The organism is Haloarcula sp. NS06 (assembly GCF_051122755.1).
In the GTDB taxonomy this organism is placed as follows: Archaea; Halobacteriota; Halobacteria; order Halobacteriales; family Haloarculaceae; genus Haloarcula.
Map to the genome: position 1 here is coordinate 962,823 of NZ_CP184844.1, position 17,283 is coordinate 980,105.

General features: G+C 61.4%; 18 protein-coding genes and 3 tRNA genes. 14 read left to right on the forward strand and 7 right to left on the reverse strand.

The features are described from left to right. Positions 1 to 78 precede the first annotated feature (78 nt). Complete coding sequence (locus ACODNH_RS08675; RefSeq protein ID WP_434531267.1) at positions 79 to 426, reverse strand: hypothetical protein; 348 nt, start codon at positions 424 to 426, stop codon at positions 79 to 81. A gap of 257 nt (positions 427 to 683) precedes the next feature. Between ACODNH_RS08675 and ACODNH_RS08680 the strand changes: the two genes are divergently transcribed. Then, a tRNA-Arg gene (locus ACODNH_RS08680) sits at positions 684 to 756 on the forward strand. Positions 757 to 1,019: 263 nt separating this feature from the next. On the opposite strand, the gene ACODNH_RS08685 is transcribed toward ACODNH_RS08680, so the two are convergent. Beyond that, positions 1,020 to 1,412 carry a hypothetical protein gene (locus ACODNH_RS08685; RefSeq protein ID WP_306709345.1) on the reverse strand — a complete coding sequence of 131 codons (393 nt, stop codon included), beginning with the start codon at positions 1,410 to 1,412 and terminating at the stop codon, positions 1,020 to 1,022. Positions 1,413 to 1,497: 85 nt separating this feature from the next. Here ACODNH_RS08685 and ACODNH_RS08690 point away from each other — a divergent pair, with 85 nt between their 5' ends. Beyond that, complete coding sequence (locus ACODNH_RS08690; protein ID WP_306709347.1) at positions 1,498 to 2,115, forward strand: DUF309 domain-containing protein; 618 nt, start codon at positions 1,498 to 1,500, stop codon at positions 2,113 to 2,115. Between the two features lie 26 nt (positions 2,116 to 2,141). Here the strand turns inward: ACODNH_RS08690 and azf are convergent, their stop codons facing one another. Beyond that, a complete protein-coding gene (gene azf / locus ACODNH_RS08695) occupies positions 2,142 to 2,915 on the reverse strand; it encodes an NAD-dependent glucose-6-phosphate dehydrogenase Azf (RefSeq protein WP_004958965.1) in 774 nt (257 codons plus the stop codon). Positions 2,916 to 2,989: 74 nt separating this feature from the next. Here azf and ACODNH_RS08700 point away from each other — a divergent pair, with 74 nt between their 5' ends. From ACODNH_RS08700 to ACODNH_RS08715, 4 genes are all read left to right on the forward strand, one after another. Then, entirely contained in the window at positions 2,990 to 3,337 is a 348-nt protein-coding gene (locus ACODNH_RS08700) for a dihydroneopterin aldolase family protein (protein ID WP_434531268.1), read from the forward strand. 74 nt (positions 3,338 to 3,411) lie between these two features. Continuing rightward, a complete protein-coding gene (locus tag ACODNH_RS08705) occupies positions 3,412 to 4,518 on the forward strand; it encodes a DUF7544 domain-containing protein (RefSeq protein WP_434531269.1) in 1,107 nt (368 codons plus the stop codon). Positions 4,519 to 4,623: 105 nt separating this feature from the next. After that, the gene (locus tag ACODNH_RS08710; RefSeq protein ID WP_434531270.1) at positions 4,624 to 5,082 is read left to right on the forward strand and encodes a DUF5790 family protein; all 459 of its coding nucleotides are present in this window, start codon (positions 4,624 to 4,626) and stop codon (positions 5,080 to 5,082) included. 229 nt (positions 5,083 to 5,311) lie between these two features. Continuing rightward, positions 5,312 to 6,199 (forward strand): DUF4399 domain-containing protein, encoded by an 888-nt coding sequence (locus ACODNH_RS08715; protein WP_306709359.1) that lies wholly within the window; start codon positions 5,312 to 5,314, stop codon positions 6,197 to 6,199. Positions 6,200 to 6,224: 25 nt separating this feature from the next. On the opposite strand, the gene ACODNH_RS08720 is transcribed toward ACODNH_RS08715, so the two are convergent. Continuing rightward, the gene (locus ACODNH_RS08720) at positions 6,225 to 6,749 is read right to left on the reverse strand and encodes a DUF6789 family protein (RefSeq protein ID WP_306709362.1); all 525 of its coding nucleotides are present in this window, start codon (positions 6,747 to 6,749) and stop codon (positions 6,225 to 6,227) included. Between the two features lie 117 nt (positions 6,750 to 6,866). Between ACODNH_RS08720 and coxB the strand changes: the two genes are divergently transcribed. The 3 genes from coxB to ACODNH_RS08735 are packed head-to-tail and all read left to right on the forward strand — an operon-like array spanning position 6,867 to position 10,493. Then, the gene (gene coxB / locus ACODNH_RS08725) at positions 6,867 to 7,655 is read left to right on the forward strand and encodes a cytochrome c oxidase subunit II (protein WP_306709364.1); all 789 of its coding nucleotides are present in this window, start codon (positions 6,867 to 6,869) and stop codon (positions 7,653 to 7,655) included. Beyond that, the gene (locus ACODNH_RS08730; protein ID WP_306709366.1) at positions 7,652 to 10,222 is read left to right on the forward strand and encodes a cbb3-type cytochrome c oxidase subunit I; all 2,571 of its coding nucleotides are present in this window, start codon (positions 7,652 to 7,654) and stop codon (positions 10,220 to 10,222) included. Before coxB ends, ACODNH_RS08730 begins: the two co-directional genes overlap by 4 nt. Before the next feature lie 4 nt (positions 10,223 to 10,226). Next, positions 10,227 to 10,493, forward strand: a complete 267-nt coding sequence (locus ACODNH_RS08735; protein ID WP_306709368.1) for a cytochrome C oxidase subunit IV family protein — start codon at positions 10,227 to 10,229, stop codon at positions 10,491 to 10,493. Positions 10,494 to 10,496: 3 nt separating this feature from the next. Here ACODNH_RS08735 and ACODNH_RS08740 read toward each other — a convergent pair whose 3' ends face one another. Next, the gene (locus tag ACODNH_RS08740; RefSeq protein WP_306709371.1) at positions 10,497 to 10,940 is read right to left on the reverse strand and encodes a hypothetical protein; all 444 of its coding nucleotides are present in this window, start codon (positions 10,938 to 10,940) and stop codon (positions 10,497 to 10,499) included. 339 nt (positions 10,941 to 11,279) lie between these two features. On the opposite strand from ACODNH_RS08740, the gene tnpC reads away from it, so the two are divergent. Both tnpC and ACODNH_RS08750 read left to right on the forward strand, forming a co-directional pair. Next, positions 11,280 to 12,665 carry an IS66 family transposase gene (gene tnpC / locus ACODNH_RS08745; protein WP_434530227.1) on the forward strand — a complete coding sequence of 462 codons (1,386 nt, stop codon included), beginning with the start codon at positions 11,280 to 11,282 and terminating at the stop codon, positions 12,663 to 12,665. Positions 12,666 to 12,697: 32 nt separating this feature from the next. Further along, positions 12,698 to 13,108 (forward strand): DUF7534 family protein, encoded by a 411-nt coding sequence (locus ACODNH_RS08750; protein ID WP_306709373.1) that lies wholly within the window; start codon positions 12,698 to 12,700, stop codon positions 13,106 to 13,108. Between the two features lie 266 nt (positions 13,109 to 13,374). Here ACODNH_RS08750 and ACODNH_RS08755 read toward each other — a convergent pair whose 3' ends face one another. Both ACODNH_RS08755 and ACODNH_RS08760 read right to left on the reverse strand, forming a co-directional pair. Then, the gene (locus ACODNH_RS08755) at positions 13,375 to 15,297 is read right to left on the reverse strand and encodes an ABC transporter ATP-binding protein (RefSeq protein WP_306709377.1); all 1,923 of its coding nucleotides are present in this window, start codon (positions 15,295 to 15,297) and stop codon (positions 13,375 to 13,377) included. Between the two features lie 39 nt (positions 15,298 to 15,336). Beyond that, complete coding sequence (locus ACODNH_RS08760; protein WP_434531271.1) at positions 15,337 to 15,927, reverse strand: DUF192 domain-containing protein; 591 nt, start codon at positions 15,925 to 15,927, stop codon at positions 15,337 to 15,339. A 97-nt stretch (positions 15,928 to 16,024) separates the two neighbouring features. On the opposite strand from ACODNH_RS08760, the gene ACODNH_RS08765 reads away from it, so the two are divergent. From ACODNH_RS08765 to ACODNH_RS08775, 3 genes are all read left to right on the forward strand, one after another. Further along, positions 16,025 to 16,098: transfer RNA gene (locus ACODNH_RS08765), tRNA-Val, on the forward strand. A 358-nt stretch (positions 16,099 to 16,456) separates the two neighbouring features. Next, positions 16,457 to 16,530, forward strand: a tRNA-Phe gene (locus ACODNH_RS08770). 133 nt (positions 16,531 to 16,663) lie between these two features. Then, a complete protein-coding gene (locus tag ACODNH_RS08775; protein WP_306709409.1) occupies positions 16,664 to 17,233 on the forward strand; it encodes a hypothetical protein in 570 nt (189 codons plus the stop codon). The last annotated feature ends 50 nt before the right edge of the window (positions 17,234 to 17,283 follow it).

Consider the following 17,283-nt stretch of genomic DNA (forward strand, 5'->3'; position numbering starts at 1 on the left):
ATGGGATATAAACCCTCGTCTGCTGGTCCGACAGCAGGCACTCCCATTCCGCCACGGTGAGAGCGGCGCAGGTAGCCGTTAGCGTGTCGCTGTTGTCACAGGGCACAGGCCGTTGCCACTGTCGTGAGAAACGGCCACCGTACCGGGGAGTCCGTTCTCAAACATCACCGTAGCCCGGTAGTCGATTTCTATAATGGCTTGCGTACACATGTCGCCAGCATCTGGCATCTCTTTCGTCCCAACGCTGAGACTCAGTTCATCGGCACTCGTATCATACGATATGTCCGTCAGATCGGCCGTTTTGCACCCGTCAGACCCCCAGATAGTTCCGTCAACGACAACCTGATGCTCGTCAAAAGTCACCGTTGCCGAACTTGTCTGTGACCCGGACTGTCGCTTGGTAATACTGAATGTCGTCTCGTTCACACTTGAGGTTTCACTTGCACCCTCCGTGGATGTTTCCCCGCTCCCGGGAGCCCCACCAAAGCAGCCAGCAAGCGCTATCGAACAACCGAGACCTCCGTATTGCAGGAGTTGTCGGCGCTTCATACTTGACCTAATGTACCACATTTGAAAGGTACTCCCGTCGCTCAAACCAGTGTTGCAGCGACGTGTGCCTACCAGTCGCGTGACGGTACGCGAATCGTCACCCTTTTTAGGTGCACCACCCTCTCTCGATATGAGTCCGGATAGGGTAGTGGACTATCCTCTTGGCTTGCGGAGCCAGGGACCGGAGTTCAAATCTCCGTCCGGACGTCATTCTCACGAAGCAGACCGGCGAGCAACGCATAGCGTGTGCTTGCCACCGCGAAGAGAGGTGACGGACAGCGGATGTTTGAGCAGACGAGGAACGCGCAGCGAAGCGAGCATTTCTCGGCGAGTTCAAACCTCCGTCCAGACGTTCACTTCATTCACGACCAGACGTGCTCCACGCTCGCGATGCTCGCGTGGAACTCCGTCCGGACGTTTCTGCCGACGCAAACCACCGAGCGACAGTCGGAGCGACCGTCTATTACCGTTCAGATCTCTGTCCGGTCGTTTCCGTCACGGCTAGTCGTCCCGTTTTCGGTCGACGCTATCGTCAACGCGCTCCCGACAGCCAGGCTAAACGACGCGAGGCCAAGGACGGTGAGCGACACCACGAACGCTTGATCACCGGGGAGCGCAAGCTGCTGCTGGAGCGTCACCACGACGTAGGTGGTGACGCCGGTGAAGGCCCCACCCCAAATACCGCCCCTGCTGAATATCGGGAGGACATTTCGTTGCGTGTAGAGGCCGACAATAGCGGCGAACAACGTCAGAGCAAACGTCGACAGGAGCACAGGGTCAGTGACCAAGAACTGCCAGACGAAGATCGTCAGGGCGGACGCGCCGGCCGCGCCGAACAGCCATCGACGCCAGAATCGTGGCACAGGCAGACTTGCGGTGTCGGTGACAAATCAGTTCGGTTGTACGGGTGCCGATGTGGTTTTCCGGCCGCAAGGCGAACCCACCCGTGTGCGCGACCATCTCCGTGCCGGCATCGCAGTGTACAACGAAGGTCGCTATCACGCCGCACACGACGCGTGGGAAGAGCGTTGGCTGGACCTCGATTCGGGCGATGACGAGCGATTCCTGCACGGCCTCATCCAGTTCACCGCGGTCGTCCACCACGCCAGCGAGGAGAACTGGTCGGGTGCGCAGGGGTTGGCCGAGAGCGCGACGGAGTACCTCGACGGCCTGCCCAACCCGTATCACGGCGTGGCGGTAGACGAGGTCCGGGCGTTCCTCGCGGCGACGGCGGCTGACCCCCACCACGCCGCGACGGACCCGCCGACGCTGACACACGAGGGCGAAGCGATTGGCTACGACGCGCTGAATTTCGACGCCACGGCCATCGCCGCCGAGGTGCTGGCGGAGGCTGGCCGGTACGACGAGGCTGTCGTCGCTGACGCTGTTGGCCGCGCACGGAGTGAACTCGACGGCGACGGCGGTTCGCAGTTTGCCGGGATGCTGTTCTCGTTCGTGCGCGAGCGCGACCAGCGGCCCGTCGTCTACCAGCGGCTTCGGGATCACGTCGAACTAGAACAGCAGAAAGACGACGACGTCCGTGGGCTGTTCGACGGCTCGGGATAGCGGACGACCACAGCGGCGGGAGTCGTCTACGGTTCCGGTTCGGCGACCCGTTCTTCGCCGTCGAAATGCGCGGAGTTGTCCTGTGGGTCGTAGCCGAGCACGTCCTTGGCGCGCTCGATGGAGTAGTACTTGCGGTCGTTGTCGGAGATGCCGTAGACGATTTCGTACTCGTAGTCAGCCTGCAGCGCACAGTCGTGGATGTGGGCACAGTCGCGGTAGGAGAGCCACATCGCCTGCCCGCGCTCATAGTCGATTGGCGGGTGACCGCGAGTGAGGTTGCCGATACGGATGTTGCAGACGGAGAGGCCGTGCTCGTCGTGGTAGTAACGGCCCAGTACCTCGCCGGTGGCTTTCGAGACGCCATAGAGGTTACCGGGACGGGGGAGTTCTGTCCCGTCGAGGCGGTACTGGTCGTCCGGGCGATACATCTCGGGCGTGCGCTCATCCGTTTCAAAGGAGCCGACGGCGTGGTTCGAGGACGCGAAGACGAACTTCTCGACGCCCTCGTCGACAGCGGCCTCGTACATCTTCTGGGTGCCGTCAATGTTGTTTTCGAGGACGGAGTCCCAGGGGGCTTCCGGCCGGGGGTCGCCAGCCAGGTGGATGACGGCGCCGACGCCGTCCATCGCCGCGGCCACGTCGCCCTCGCTGGACACGTCCCCGACGAGGTACTCGTGGTCGGGCTCCTCGGCGGGTGGGCTGTGGAACATGAGTTTCCACTCGTAAGCGTCCTCGAGTCCTTCGAGGATGGCCGCCCCGACAGCGCCGCCAGCGCCGGTGAGCAGAACCGGGTCGTCCATTCGTATGAGAGGATACGTCGCACGCAATAGGTAGCTTGCGGTTCGCTTTTGTGTCGCCCAGCCGGACCGATTGTATGGAACCCACAGCTCCGCAAGCGGCGTGTTTCGAAGCGGGCGTCAAGTTCGGGTCGCTGTATCACCAGTTCACAGGGACACCAATCAGTCCGGAGAGCGCCGACTCGCTCGCGGCGGCGATGGAGGAGGCCATCGAGAATCAGCCGTTCTGTGAGGCGGTCACCGTCAGCGTCCGCACAGAAGCACTGGAAACCGCTATCGCCGAGGGCGGAGCGGACTACACAGAACTCACCGGGCGGCTCATTGATGTCGAGATGCAAATCGAGTACGAGGGGGTCACGGTCGAGACGAGCATGGCGATGGAAGACGGATATCCGCTGATGCAAGTCAACGAAGTGCAGGAGTGAAATAGCCAGAGAGCGGCCTGAATCCTTGACATAGCCCCGAAAATTTTACCAGAGCGGGCTGTGAGACGTCCGACATGGCCCTCCACGCAGTCGACGATATCGACGACGCAATCGACGCGACGAAGTCGTTTCTATTCCCTTTTGAGAAAGGGACATGGCTCCGGATGGCGTTCGTCGTGTTCTTCATCGGTGGCGGCGGTGTCGGGCTGAACAACGTCCAGTCGTTCAGCAACTTCGGTGATTTCGGCGGGAACGGCGGACCGAGCGGGCCCAGCGGCCCGGGAAGCGACTTTCAGCTGACCGCGCCGCTTGAAAGTGCGCTGTCCCTACCAGGGGACCTCGCTATGCAAGTCTCTGAACCCGGTGTCCCGTCCGGTGCGCCGGACGAACTACTCGCCGGGGCCGGGCTGCTTGTGTTCGCCGTTTTCGGCCTGTTCATTCTGCTAGCGCTCGCGTACGGTATCCTGAGTAACTTCATGGAGTTCGTGTTGACCCAGGCGCTCATCGACCGCGAAATACACGTCCGCCGGTATTTCAGCGAGCACGTCGGTGATGGAATACGGCTGTTCCTGTTTCGGCTTGTCCTCGGGATTATCTGGCTCGGCGTCGCGCTCGTGATCGGTGCAGCCGTGTTCTTCCTGGCGCTCGGTGGTGAGGCCGCAAACGTCGGGGCGTCAAGCGTCCTCGCGCTATCGGGACTGTTCATTGCCGTGTTCGCGGTGCTCGCGATAAGCTATGGTATCGTCTTCGGCTTCACCACGGTGTTTGTTGTCCCGCTGATGACGGCGGACAACGACGGCGTCCTCTCCGGTTGGTCGCGGCTCTGGGGGTCGATCAAACGCCATCCCAAGCAGTACCTCGCCTACCTGTTTTTCTCCATTGTCCTCCAGATCGGTGTCGGTATCGTTAGTGCGATTCTCGGCATTATCGCATTCATCGTCGTGCTGATCCCGTTTGGGCTCGTTGCAGCTGCGCTGTATCTCGCGCTCCAGAATACCGTCGGCGTAGTCCTGGCCGGGATTGTCGGGCTGTTGGGACTGCTGGTCCTGTTCGTCATCGGTGCGTTCATTCAGGTCCCCTTGACGACGTTCCTGCGATACTACGCGATGCTCGTGCTGGGTGACATTGACGCCGACATGGACCCGATTCCTGAGGTGCGTTCGGACATCCGGGCCGAGTAGCCACAACGGCTTTTCGGTTTCAAGGATTACCGCCGGGTCACGTCCTGCGGTTTCACTTTCACTTTCAGGCGGGCTTTTAATCCCTCACCGTACCAACGGTTCCGTATGAGCCAGTCAAGTCTGGACGACGACGAACTGTTCGGCGAGGCCGCAAACGAGATGCGAACGGATGTCGAGGAGTCACTCGCGAAGGCCCGCGATGCGCTCCCTGAAGCCGATTCAGTCTGGGACGTGGAAGCCGACAACACGCTCGGCGTGCTGAACTCGCTCAAGACGGCACTCGACGTGGGCGACGCCGAGGAGCACCTCCGCGACGCGAAGAAGTGGTACACGATGGGCGAACGCGCGGACGCCTTCGAGGACGCCGACGATCTCGCCGAGGAGATCGAGACCATCACGGACCTCATCGACAACGTCGACGACGCCCGCGAGCAGGTCGGCGACCTCACGGCGACGATCCCACAGCTTCGCAGCACACTCGAAGAGTTCGAGGGCGAGGACGGGGCAGACGCGGAGGCGGACGCGGAGGCGGACGGCGACGCCGACGCAGAAGCTGAAGCCTGAGTTCGGGACAGCTACGTCACGGCAGGCGCGCCACATTCTCCGCCGGTAGCCAGCGCGTCGCTTGCGTCGTCCAGCAATCTTCCTCCCGAACGTACCGGTTCCGGTGTAACTGACTGCAGACACAGGTCTAACCGATGATCGGCAACCGGTGTGACATTCTATCCAAGGCCGTATTTACGGCCGATCAATCGCTTAAGTGTTCGCGGAGCAACAGTTCCCGCGACGTACTATGGTCGACAGACTCACACGCCGGACGTTCGTCTGTGGCGTCTCGACTGCTGTAGCGACTGTACTCGCGGGCTGTAGCGAGGAACAATCGGGCGGAGGCGCGGAGACACCGACCCAGACAGGAGGCACTGATAGCATGGCGACAACGCCATCGAACGGAACAGAAACTGACGCAACCGAAGCGGCCGCTGAAGAATACCGGAACGGCGTCGGGCAGGATGCCAGGATCTCCTTTGCGGTCCCAGACGATGCTGCGACCCTTACCAGCCCATCAGTACAGTGGCAGGCCGTCGCCGACGGTGTCACCATCGAAGAGGCAGGGGAAGTGACCAGCGGAGCCGGGCACTACCACATCATCGTCGATAGCGACCCCGTGACACCGGGCGAGACGATTCCGGCCGACGACACCCATATCCACTACGGGACCGGGCAGCGAAACGGAGTGGTAGCACTCGACCCTGGCGAACATACGCTGCACCTCCAACTGGGGGACGGCGCACACACAGCGATGGCACTGACCGACAGCATCGATGTGACCGTCAGCGACGAGGCAAGCCTCAGTGTCGAGACGAACATCGACGGGAGCGTCGTCGACTGGGAAGCCAGTGTCGAGAACTACACTATCGGGCCGACTAGCGACGGTATCACGGCAAATACGGGCCATCTACACACGATCATCAACACCAATTCGGTGCCGACCGGCGAGGTCATCCCAAGCGATTCGCGGCACGTCCACTACGGCGATGGCTCGACAAGCGGGAGCCTCGACCTTGCCGATCAACTGGGCGATGTATACGAGAGTGGCGAGCAGACGGTTCACTTCCAAGTCGCGTCTGCAACACATCGTGCGACGACGCTCATCGCGTCGGAGACGGTGACAACAGAATAGCCGCAGTCTCGACTGGACCTCAGCCTCAGACGATAGAGTCCGGGCGCGTCGAGAAGTAGTTAAACACCGCGCCGAGTCCGATGCCGTAGACGACGTGGGCGACGAGCGTTAGCACCGCGTACAGTACCAGTGTGAGTCCGGACTGGTCAGTGTAGAAAGCGAGCACGAACCCAGTCCACATCGCGCCGCCGAAGAACGCGCCACTGACAGGGTCAGACTGGCCAGGGAGGTATGCTTTCAGCGAGGCGAACAGCAGCGGCCACGGGAACATCCCGCCGCCGAGGAAGATGACGAAGCCGAACAGTACCTCTGGGACATAGCCGGTCAGACCCACAAGCTCGGTGAGGATGGCGAAGTCGTTGAGGTTGAACGCGCCCAGTGACTGGGCGATGAGGAAGACGACGGTCATCATCGCTGTCCCGACCAGTCCGCCAGCGGCACCGACGACACCGTCGGCGAGAATCCCGGCGAGGCTATCGAACTCCTCGACCTCTGTGAGTCCGTCGTCGTTGATAGGCGGGTCCTCAACGCCGGATGACGTGTCTTCCATGGTGTGTTGTAACATGCCAATAGATAAAAAAGTTCCCGCACACGTTAGGCTACTAAACCAAATATGTCAGATATTTGTCCGCAATACCTATTACAGGGTGGGAAGAATCATGATAAAATGGCGGCACCCATGATAACATACGCCATGTTTGTGTTCCCCTTGCATGGCGGCGACGTCAGGGCCCCCAGTGCGGTGTTCAACCAGATCTTCGAGGTGTTCCTGCTACTGGGAACAGCCGTCGGGGTGGTCGTCGTGGCGTACACGCTGTACCACGCGCTCAAGTATCGCGACGACGGGGGCGGGGACCCGTATGCTGACAAGGTTGAGCGCCCAGAAATGGGTGAGATGCCAACCGGCGGCGCGGGTGGGCGGAAGGTGTTCTACTCGTTCAGCATCAGCGCGGTCATCGTCGTCTCACTCATCGCCTGGACGTACTCGCAACTGCTGTACATCGAACAGGGCCCCGACCCGGCACAGGAGGAGGCACTGGAAATCGACGTGGAAGGGTACCGCTTCGGCTGGGACTTCGTGTACCCGAACGGGCACACAACGAACACGCTCCGGGTGCCACAGGACCGGGTGGTCAGATTACAGGTGACCTCGACGGACGTGTTCCATAACTTCGGGATCCCGGAGTTGCGAGTCAAGACCGACGCCGTCCCGGGTCAGTACACGTCGGCCTGGTTCACGGCCAATGAGACGGGGACCTACACCGCCAAGTGCTACGAACTGTGTGGCAGCGGCCACTCGCTGATGACGACGGACGTAGTTGTGATGCCACAGGACGAGTACGAGGAGTGGTACGCTGACACTGCGGGCACCAACGAAACGGAGACCAACGGGAACGAAACCGGCGGTGCTGCCCACCGGATTGCACCCGCCGTCGTGGGAGGTGTCCCGGTATGAGCCAAGACCACGAACACGGTCTGCCGCCCAAATCGTCGGTCAGCCGGTGGTTCCTCACGACTAACCACAAGGACATCGGCGTGCTGTATCTCATCACTGCGCTGTTCTTCCTGGTGTTCGGCGGCGTCCTCGCCCTGCTGTTCCGCCTCGAACTGATTTCCTCGGGCGCTGACCTGCTGGGCTCGATGGGGTACAATCAGGCGGTGTCGACCCACGGTCTCCTGATGGTGTTCTGGTTCATCTCGCCGTTCGCCTTCGGGTTTGCGAACTATGTCGTCCCGCTGCAGATCGGGGCGGACGACCTCGCTTTCCCGCGGCTGAACGCGCTGTCATACTGGCTGTACCTGTTCTCTGGTATCCTGATGGGCGTCTCGTTCTTCCAGGGGACCACCTTCGCGGGCGGGTGGACGATGTACGCCCCGCTGAACACGCCGGCCTATATTCCGGGCGAGGGGCTGGGTGCGACCTCGGTCGTGTTGGCGCTCATCATGTTCACCGCCGCGGTGACGCTGGGGTCGGTGAACTTCCTGACGACGATGTACCGCATGCGAGCCGAAGGGCTGCGGATGCGGGACATCCCTATCTTCTCGCTGTCTATCAATCTCACCGTCTGGATGATGCTGTTTGCCTTCGCGGCGCTGCTTGCGGCGCTGATGATACTCGCATCCGACCACATCCTCGGGACGACATACTTCCAGTACTCCATCGACGGGACGACGATGGCGACCGATGCAGACAACCCGGGTGCGTCGCTGCTCTGGGCGCACCTGTTCTGGTTCTTCGGCCATCCAGAGGTGTACATCGTCTTCTTCCCCGCGCTTGGCGTGATGGCCGAGTGCTTCCAGACCTTCACCGGTCGGCGGCTGGTCGGCCGGAAGTGGTTCATCATCTCGATGGTGCTGGTGGCGCTCCAGAGCTTCGTCGTCTGGATGCACCACATGTTCCTGACCGGGATCAACCTCCCCATCAAGACCATCTTCATGGCGACGACCATCGGGATATCCCTCCCCTTTGACCTGATGGTATTCTCGCTCATCTACACGATGGCGAAGGGGCGGGTCCGGTTCACGACGCCGTTCCTATTCTCGCTTGGCGCGCTCATCCTGTTCATCATCGGCGGCATCACCGGCGTCTTCCTCGGCGCAATCGTGCTCGACTACCAGTTCCGTGGGACCTACTGGGTCGTCGCGCACTTCCATTACGTGATGGTCGCGGGCGCGACGGCGCTGTTCGGCGGCCTGTACTACTGGTATCCGAAGATAACGGGGAAGATGTACAACGAACGACTGGGGAAGATACAGTTCGGCGTCTACTTCCTCGGGTTCAATCTGCTGTACTTCCCGATGTTCATCGCCTGGGAGACGCCGCGGCGCGTGTTCGTCTACCCCGACGGCCTGCAGATATGGCACACCATGGCTACCGTCGGCGGGTTCATTTTGGGCGCGAGCTTCCTGCTCATGTTCTACAACCTCTTCGTGAGCCTCTGGCGCGGGGAAGATGTCGGGCCGAACCCCTGGGAGTACGCCACCTCTGCCGAGTGGGCGACCTCCTCGCCGCCGCCGCTGGAGAACTTCCCCGGCGTACCGAGTTACGCCAGCGGGAAACTGGCGTTCCTTGAGGACGAGACGGTCGCCGAGCGTACCGAGAGTACGCCCGGAGCCGCAGCGCATGGCCACGCGGCGACCGACGGCGGGACCGCGACGGACGGCGGCGCGGTGACGGCGAGGGCCACGGTGACGGCCACTGGAGTGGAGTCGACCCACGAGGTCGGCGGCGAAGAACACGCCAGCCACGCCAGCTTCTGGCCGTTCCTCGTCAGCCTCGGCGGCTTCATCGCGTTTCTCGGGCTCTCGGGTGTGCGGACGGGAAGCGTGTTCTACCTGTCCATGGTTGCCGTCGGCGGGGTGGCGACGTTCGGGTCGCTTGTCGGCATGACCCGCGAGCCGTTCCACGCGCCGGAGATGGCCATCGCCGAACGGTGGCCCTTCGAGAAAGTCGAAAAGATGAAACTCGGGATGTGGACGTTCCTCGCCAGCGACATCGTCCTGTTCGGGGCGTTCATCGGCTCCTACGCCTTTGTCCGGGTCGCCTACGGCTGGACGGCCTGGCATCATGACCTCATCCCCGCCGAGCACGTGACCATGCCCGGCCTCATCAACACGTACCTGTTGCTCACGTCGAGTTTCCTCGTCGTGCTGGCGATGGTCGCCGCCGAACGGGAGAGCAAGCGCGGGACCGTTGCCGCGCTGGTCGGAACGTTCGCGCTCGGGGTCGGCTTCCTCATCAACAAGGGACTGGAGTGGCAGCACCTGTTCCACATCAGCACAGAGACCTTCCCGAACGGGTGGAATCTCTCGACGAACATCGCGTCGTCGACGTTCTACCTGACGACCGGGCTCCACGGAGCCCACGTCACTATCGGGCTCATCATCTGTGCGTACATGACCGTCCGGGCATGGAACGGGGCCTACCAAGGCGACGATAGGGCCATAGAGTACTTCGGATTGTACTGGCACTTCGTCGACATCGTCTGGCTGTTCCTGTTCCCCCTCTTCTACATCCTTTAGAACAATGGACTGGAAAGGCTACACCATCATATACGTCGTACTGTTCGCCTTCGCGACCGCACAGGCCGTCGTCGAGTTCGCCGGCCTCGTCGACAGCGCTTACTGGGCCGCCTTCGCGCTCATCATGGTGCTGTCGATTATCAAGGCCGTCGGCGTCGCCGCGTACTACCAGCACCTCCGCTGGGAACCCCGCGCCGTCACGTACCTCGTGCTGGGCGGGACTGTCGCCGCGCTCGCGCTGACCGGGGCCGCCGCGTACTCGATACTGTGAGGCTCAGGCCCCGACAAGCTGGAAGCCGACCGCGATAAGAAAGAGGACGCCCGCGACGGTCGCGGACTCGGCGACCGCCAGCGAGCGGGGGTGCCCCCGGCGCGTCGCCGAGAGATACACCCCAAACAGCAGGTAGCCACAGAGGCCCACGCCGCCGACGACAGCGACCGCCAGCCCAGCGATCGACTGGGTCTCGACGGGGCCGGAGATAGACGCGACGACGCCGACGAGGAGGCCGACGACCAGCACCGCGAACGCGCCGACCCAGACCATCGGCTTGTCGGCGTACGTCTCGAAGCGGCTCTCGCGGTCGCTCGCCGGGGACCGGCCGCTCGTGGACGTCGACGGACTATACTGATACCAGCCGCGCCCGCGGACCATCCATGCGACTACCGCCATCACTAACACACCCATTAGTGCCGTGCTAGCGAGGTACGCGGTTGTCATGTGATGGCATTACAACACAATGCATAATAATCGTTTGTGCTCAGCTGACCAGAAATCGGTATCTTGGGCTATTGCAGTGTTGAACTAGCGGGGCGTCTCTCTTTTCACGGAAAGCCTATACATATCTAGTACGTGTTTAGCCCCGATGAACTTCGCCACTATCTCGTAACAGGCGACCAATCGGGGGCATATGTACCCTCAGCAAGGGCTAATTGGATTTCTCCAGGGATGGTCTCCGCTCGGAGACCATCCCGGTGACCCTGCTGAGGTAACGCTGAGGTGGTCATAGTGGATTGGGATGACCTCAGTAAAGACGAACTTCTCTCACGGTTTCTCCAGATGGAAGAGCGAATTGACGAGCTGGAGGAGAAGCTTGAGCAAAAGGACGAACGGATCGAAGAGCAGCAAGAGCGAATCGAAGAACTCGAAACACGGCTTCGCAAATACGAGAATCCACATACACCGCCTAGTAAGCGACGGTCGGGGACTGACGAGTCCCCGACCTCGCAAGATGACGAAGGCGACGATGTCAGAACTGATGGCGGCACTCCTGGACGGAAGGACGGTCACGACCCAGAGTGGCGCTCTACAGCTGATCCAGACGAAGAAGTTGAGGTCACCTGTGACTGTTGTCCAGAGTGTGGCCAACACTTCGACGAGTCGGTGGGCGTCAGCCCCCGACTCGTCGAGGAGATACCGGACCCGCAGCCACCAGAAGTCACGCAGTACAACCGCCACTGCTACCAGTGCGACTCCTGTGGGACTGAGACAGTCGCTACACACCCCGACTGCCCCGATGAGGGGCAGTTCGGGGTGAACGTTATCGCCCAATCAGCACTGTCGAGGTACGACTACCGCCTCCCCTATCGGAAGATTGCAGACCGTTTCGAGCAGCTGCATGAACTGGAGTTGTCAGGCGCGGCCGCGTGGCACGCGACCGAGCGCGCTGCGCGCGCCGGTCGCTGTGAATACGAGCAGATCCGCCGTCAGATCCAGCAGGCTGACGTTGTCCACATCGACGAAACAGGCGTCAAACGGGATGGTGAGCAAGCATGGATCTGGACGTTCACCACCGAGAACCATACGCTCTACGCGGTTAGAGAAAGTCGTGGAAGCGACGTTCCCGCGGAAGTCCTCGGCGAGGACTTCGCGGGAACAGTTATCTGTGATGGGTGGACGGCCTATCCAGCTTTCAGCGACAATCTCCAACGGTGTTGGGCACATATTCTGCGAGAGGCTGAAGATGCCGCTGAAAAGCAGCCAGAAGGCAAACCGATTTACGACTCTCTCAAGCAGTTGTACGTCGCTCTCCAGACGCGACTGGAGAGCGACTTGACTCTTCGTGAGCGAGCAGAACTCCAGCGTGTTGCACGAAGAGAGCTTGAGTCGCTGATTGAGCGGTCGGTTCCCGACGGACCAGTGGCAACACTTATCAGAAAAATCGAAGGGGGCCTCGACCACTGGCTCACCTTCGTCGGTGAGCCAGCGGTCTCTCCGACGAACAATGCCGCCGAAAACGCGCTCCGTGAACCGGTGGTTCTCCGGAAACTTATCGGAACACTCCGCAATGACCGCGGGATGTTCGTTCATGAGACGGTGCTGTCCCTGCTGGCGACGTGGCGCCAGCAGGGACGCAATCCCTATGACGAACTCAAGCGAGTCTCCCGAAACAACGAGATGATCTCACGAGATCAGGCTGTGCCGGCCGTTGAGTCATCGGGGTAAACACGTACCATATCTAAAACCGACTGAGGCCTGTGCAATTCGTCCCGTTCGCCGGTGAACACCCGTTTGTCGGTGCTGCTTTCGCGCTTTCGGTCGTCATCTACATTGGGAATCTCATCGCACTGGGCTACTGGGCCCGTGCAGAGGCCAGAGCACGCAACGGGTCCGTGATCGGAACGTTCCTGCTGCTCTCCACGGGTTTTGGGCTGGTCTACTACGTCTGGGTTCGCTACGTCCGAAACGACTGGGAGCCGCGCTCGGAGCCAGCCGACCGGCGTGAGCGGGTTGTCACTGCCTACTCGCTGGCCGTCCTCCTTGCATTCGTGGCCGGCGCGCTCGTCACACCGCCAGATCCGATGATGCAAGTCCTGGCTCTCCCGCCGCTGTTTGCCGTCTCATTCGTCGTCTCGTATTTGTTTGTCACGCGAGGGGGTCGGCGGTAGCGGCGGAACTACTGCCTAAGCTGTAAGAGTGTGTAGTCCGTGGATGGGACTTCAGCTAGCACTACCAGACACCGCCAGACCAGCGTGACAGGAGAGAACTTGGTTCTGCCAGGGATGCATCTTTCAGCGACCGGCTGTTTCAATCCGGCTTATGTCTGGAGAATTGGCTGTTGACAGGGCCGAACAGCTCGGACATGGAACCCTCACCCCTTCAATCGTCGGCAACTCCTGATAACTGACGGTTCGAACATTGCGTTCTCACCGTTTCAGTCATCAGCATCCGTCCGCGCCCGTCGCTGAATCGCCCGCTCAACGAACTCCTCGGGAAGCTCGTCGATTTCGCCGGCCTGAACTGCCCAGAGGTTGGCATAGAGGCCGTCGGCGGCGAGCAGTTCGGCGTGGCTCCCACGCTCAACGATGCAGCCGTCCTCGACGACCAGAATCGTGTCGGCGTCTTTCACCGTCGAGAGGCGGTGCGCGATGGCAAACGTGGTCCGGTCGGCGGTCAGGTCATCAAGCGACCGCTGAATGAGCATCTCCGTCTCCGTGTCCACGTCGCTGGTCGCCTCGTCGAGGATGAGGATCTCGGGGTCTTTCAGGATCGCCCGCGCGATGGCGATTCGCTGGCGCTGGCCGCCGGAGAGCTTGACACCACGCTCGCCGACCATCGTGTCGTAGCCGTCCGGAAGGTTGCGGACGAACTGGTCGGCCTCGGCGGCCTCCGCGGCAGCGACGATTTCCTCCTCGGTCGCGTCGAAGGTTCCGTAGGCGATGTTCTCCCGGACGGTGCCGTAGAACAGGAACGTCTCCTGGCTGACGTAGCCGATGGCGCGACGGATGCTCTGTATCTGTACGTCCTGCACGTTCTGGCCGTCAATGCGAACCGTGCCGGAGTCAACGTCGTACATCCGGAGCAGGAGCTTCAGTACGGTCGACTTCCCCGCGCCGGTCGGGCCAACGAGTGCGACCGTCTCGCCGCCATCGGCCTCGAAGGAAATGTCCGAAAGCACCGGCTCGTCGTCGCCATCGTAGCCAAAGGCCACGTCCTCGTACTCGACTCGCCCCTCGGTCACGGCAAGCGGCGGCGCGTCCTCGGCCTCTTCGAGGCGGCCGGGCGTGTCCATCAGCCCGAACACGCGCTCGGCGGAGGCGTAGGCCCGCTGGTACATGTTGATGATCTGCCCGAACTGCGCCATCGGCCAGACGAACCGCTGCGTGTAGATGATGAACGCGACGAACTGCCCGCGGGAGAGCGGTGCCGTCAGCGGCCCGGGTGCCTGGCCGGTGACCATCAGTCCGCCGACGATGAACGTGACGACGAAGCCGATGCCCGAGACCAGCCGAAGGCCGGGGAAGAAGGTGATGCGCGTCTCGATGGCGTCCCAGTTGGCGTCGAGATAGTCTTCGGAAGTATCTTCCACCCGGTCAGCCTCGTAGGGCTCGGTGTTGGCGGTCTTGATTATCTGAATGCCGCTGAGGTTGTTTTCCAGTCTGGAGTTGAGCTTGCCGACCGTCGACCGCACCTCGGCGTATTTGGGCTGAATAACGTCGATAAACCGCTTCGTGAACACGGCGATAATCGGGACCGGAAGCAGGGCGACCAGCGCCAGCTGCCAGTTCATGTAGAACAGGTACGTGGCGATGCCAACGACCATGATTATCATCCGCGAGGCGGAGTTGAGCCCGTCGTTGAGGAACTTCTCCAGCCGGTTCACGTCGTTTGACAGCACTGACATCATCTCGCCGGTCTGCTTATCGGCGAAGAAGTCCATGTTCAGCCGCTGCATCGTCTCGTAGGTGTCGGTGCGAACGGCGTGTTGGACGTGCTGGGCGAACTTGTTCCAGCCCCAGTTCCGACTCCAGTGGAAGACAGCCCCAAAGCCGAACGAGGCGGCGATGATGCCGGCGGTGAGCCACAACTGTGACCCCTGTCCGTCGGGAATCCATGTGTCGGGTATCAGGAAGAGGCCGTATTCGGTCTCCTGTAGAAAGATGGCGTCGATAGCCAGCGCCAGGAGGAGCGGTGGCAGCAGGTCCAGCATCCGAGCGACAATAGAACTGAATAAGCCGACAACGAACGCCCCCCAGTGACCCTGTCCGTAGCCGGTGAACAGTCGAAGCATCGGTCGGTCGACGCGTTCTCTGGCGTCCTCGAACACGTCGTCGTCCGAACCCGCGTCGAAATCCATTGTCGAATTCAGGGGCCGAACCTGCAAAAGGCCGTCGGGCTACGTGGCTTCGGGCGGCAGGTCGACCCGGTCGCCGACCTCGACGCCGGTCCGGTTCGTCCAGCCGCGGTTCACTTCGAGGACGTACTTGCCCCGCCCCTCGTAGCCCGTCAGGTCGTTCTCGCTGGTCCCCGCCGGCGGGAGCGGCGCGTGGTGGATGGTTGTGATAGTGCCGTTGGCGTCGATGAAGATGATGTCGAGGGGGAACGACATATTCCGCATGACGTAGGTATGCTGGCCCGCCTCGTCGTGGACGAACAGCATGCCCTCGTCGGGGCCGAGTGACTCGGTCTCGCTCAGCCCGACATAGCGCTGATTGAACGTCTGTGCGATGCGAACCTCGACCGTCCCCAGCGGTTCTCCAGCGTTTTCTTCACGCACCGCAACAGTCGTCCCTGGCGTCGAAGCATCCGTGGAGGGCTGTGTTGCAGTCGGCGTCACCGCTGCCTCCGCTCCTTCTCGGACCGTCACTGTGCCTTCCTCGTACTCACCAGTGCCGAGTACCTCGATCCAGAGGCCGGTCTGGAGGACCACGGCGGCGGCGACGAGCAGGCCGACGAGTCCGAGCACAACCACGGCAGGGCGCTGCATACTCCATGTGAGGGACAGACTGTGGGTAATACTGTCGGTGCCCACTGTCGACCGAGAGAGAAAGCGTTATTCCTGCCGATGGAAAACGGTGGAGTACGGGTCCGTGGTCTAGTTGGTTATGACGTGGCCTTTACAAGGCCGAGGCCGGTGGTTCGAATCCGCCCGGACCCATCCTGCGACGAACGGACGTGAGGAGCGGATGTCCCTGTGGATTCGATCCCAACCAGTCGCGCGCAACATCGTAGCCCAGGTATCAGGGCGTCTATCTCGATTGATAGTCGCCCGTAATCCATATATCCGGAGTGGTGGTAGTTCATGGCATGATAGATGGCTCGACGTGTCCGGCCTGCAGCGGGGACGTCTCAACGACCAACGGCACTGAGTACGAATGCGACGACTGTGGTGAGACGTTCGACAGCGCCGACCTATTTCTCCCGTAATCGACGGTCGACCCTCCCCGCGGATGCCACAAAACCTGCGCCCGCTTTCGAAATGCTTTTTTCTACCCTCGTCATCGATTGGAGTGCGCGCCGCCTTAGCTCAGACTGGGAGAGCACTCGACTGAAGATCGAGCTGTCCCCGGTTCAAATCCGGGAGGCGGCATTTCTTACGGACAAAGTGAACAGTGAAAACGCTCTCCAGCGGATTTGAACGATGTAACTAAGTAGCGACCACCGCGCTGCCCCGTTGACTCACCACAGTCGCCGGAACAGGTACTTCCGTGGCGACGAGTAGCATGGGTATGACAGAGGAGCCAGCACACGAGCAGATGGAGCGCCATGCGACCCTGACCGATGAACTCGCGGAGCTCAGTGCGGAGCGGGATGCCGTCGCGGCGTCAGTACAGGACCGGCTTACTGACGCGGTTTCAGAGGCGATAGCAAAAGCGGGGACGAACGTCGGGAGTCTGGGGCAGTCCAAAGACGGCAAGCGGTTTCGGTTCGAGGCGCGGCTTGATCGAGCGGCGCTGGTGGCGGCGGTAACGGAAGCGCTGCCGGATGGGTTTGTCGTCTCCCATGTCAACGAGGACGGAACACTGAGTGTGGACTGGACCGGCGACAGCACCACACCGTCGAAGCGGGAACACGGGGCCATCCTGAAAGCGATCATCGCAGAGGAAACAGCGACGGATAGCGACGGCTTCATCGAATCCGTCCCCAGCCGTGACCGCGTGCTGGCGCGGGCGGTTGAACTGGGTATCGACGAGGGAGACGCGGCAGACCGCCTCAGTCGGCTGGCGACGCTGGACGTGGTGGATATCACTGACGAAGGGGTCTACCCCGACAAGAACTTCTCGCGATATTAGCGATCGAGGGCGGATATCAGCCGACAGCAGGCGGAAAGGGACACGTGGAC

Excerpts from the sequence above, each read along its gene's own strand:
- ACODNH_RS08705 (WP_434531269.1), top strand. The coding sequence starts at position 3,412 with ATGGCCCTCCACGCAGTCGACGATATCGACGACGCAATCGACGCGACG.
- ACODNH_RS08760 (WP_434531271.1), bottom strand. The coding sequence starts at position 15,927 with ATGCAGCGCCCTGCCGTGGTTGTGCTCGGACTCGTCGGCCTGCTCGTC.
- azf (WP_004958965.1), bottom strand. The coding sequence starts at position 2,915 with ATGGACGACCCGGTTCTGCTCACCGGCGCTGGCGGCGCTGTCGGGGCG.
- ACODNH_RS08775 (WP_306709409.1), top strand. The coding sequence starts at position 16,664 with ATGGGTATGACAGAGGAGCCAGCACACGAGCAGATGGAGCGCCATGCG.
- ACODNH_RS08735 (WP_306709368.1), top strand. The coding sequence starts at position 10,227 with ATGGACTGGAAAGGCTACACCATCATATACGTCGTACTGTTCGCCTTC.
- tnpC (WP_434530227.1), top strand. The coding sequence starts at position 11,280 with ATGGAAGAGCGAATTGACGAGCTGGAGGAGAAGCTTGAGCAAAAGGAC.
- ACODNH_RS08710 (WP_434531270.1), top strand. The coding sequence starts at position 4,624 with ATGAGCCAGTCAAGTCTGGACGACGACGAACTGTTCGGCGAGGCCGCA.
- ACODNH_RS08740 (WP_306709371.1), bottom strand. The coding sequence starts at position 10,940 with ATGACAACCGCGTACCTCGCTAGCACGGCACTAATGGGTGTGTTAGTG.
- ACODNH_RS08700 (WP_434531268.1), top strand. The coding sequence starts at position 2,990 with ATGGAACCCACAGCTCCGCAAGCGGCGTGTTTCGAAGCGGGCGTCAAG.
- ACODNH_RS08715 (WP_306709359.1), top strand. The coding sequence starts at position 5,312 with ATGGTCGACAGACTCACACGCCGGACGTTCGTCTGTGGCGTCTCGACT.
- coxB (WP_306709364.1), top strand. The coding sequence starts at position 6,867 with ATGGCGGCACCCATGATAACATACGCCATGTTTGTGTTCCCCTTGCAT.
- ACODNH_RS08730 (WP_306709366.1), top strand. The coding sequence starts at position 7,652 with ATGAGCCAAGACCACGAACACGGTCTGCCGCCCAAATCGTCGGTCAGC.
- ACODNH_RS08720 (WP_306709362.1), bottom strand. The coding sequence starts at position 6,749 with ATGGAAGACACGTCATCCGGCGTTGAGGACCCGCCTATCAACGACGAC.
- ACODNH_RS08755 (WP_306709377.1), bottom strand. The coding sequence starts at position 15,297 with ATGGATTTCGACGCGGGTTCGGACGACGACGTGTTCGAGGACGCCAGA.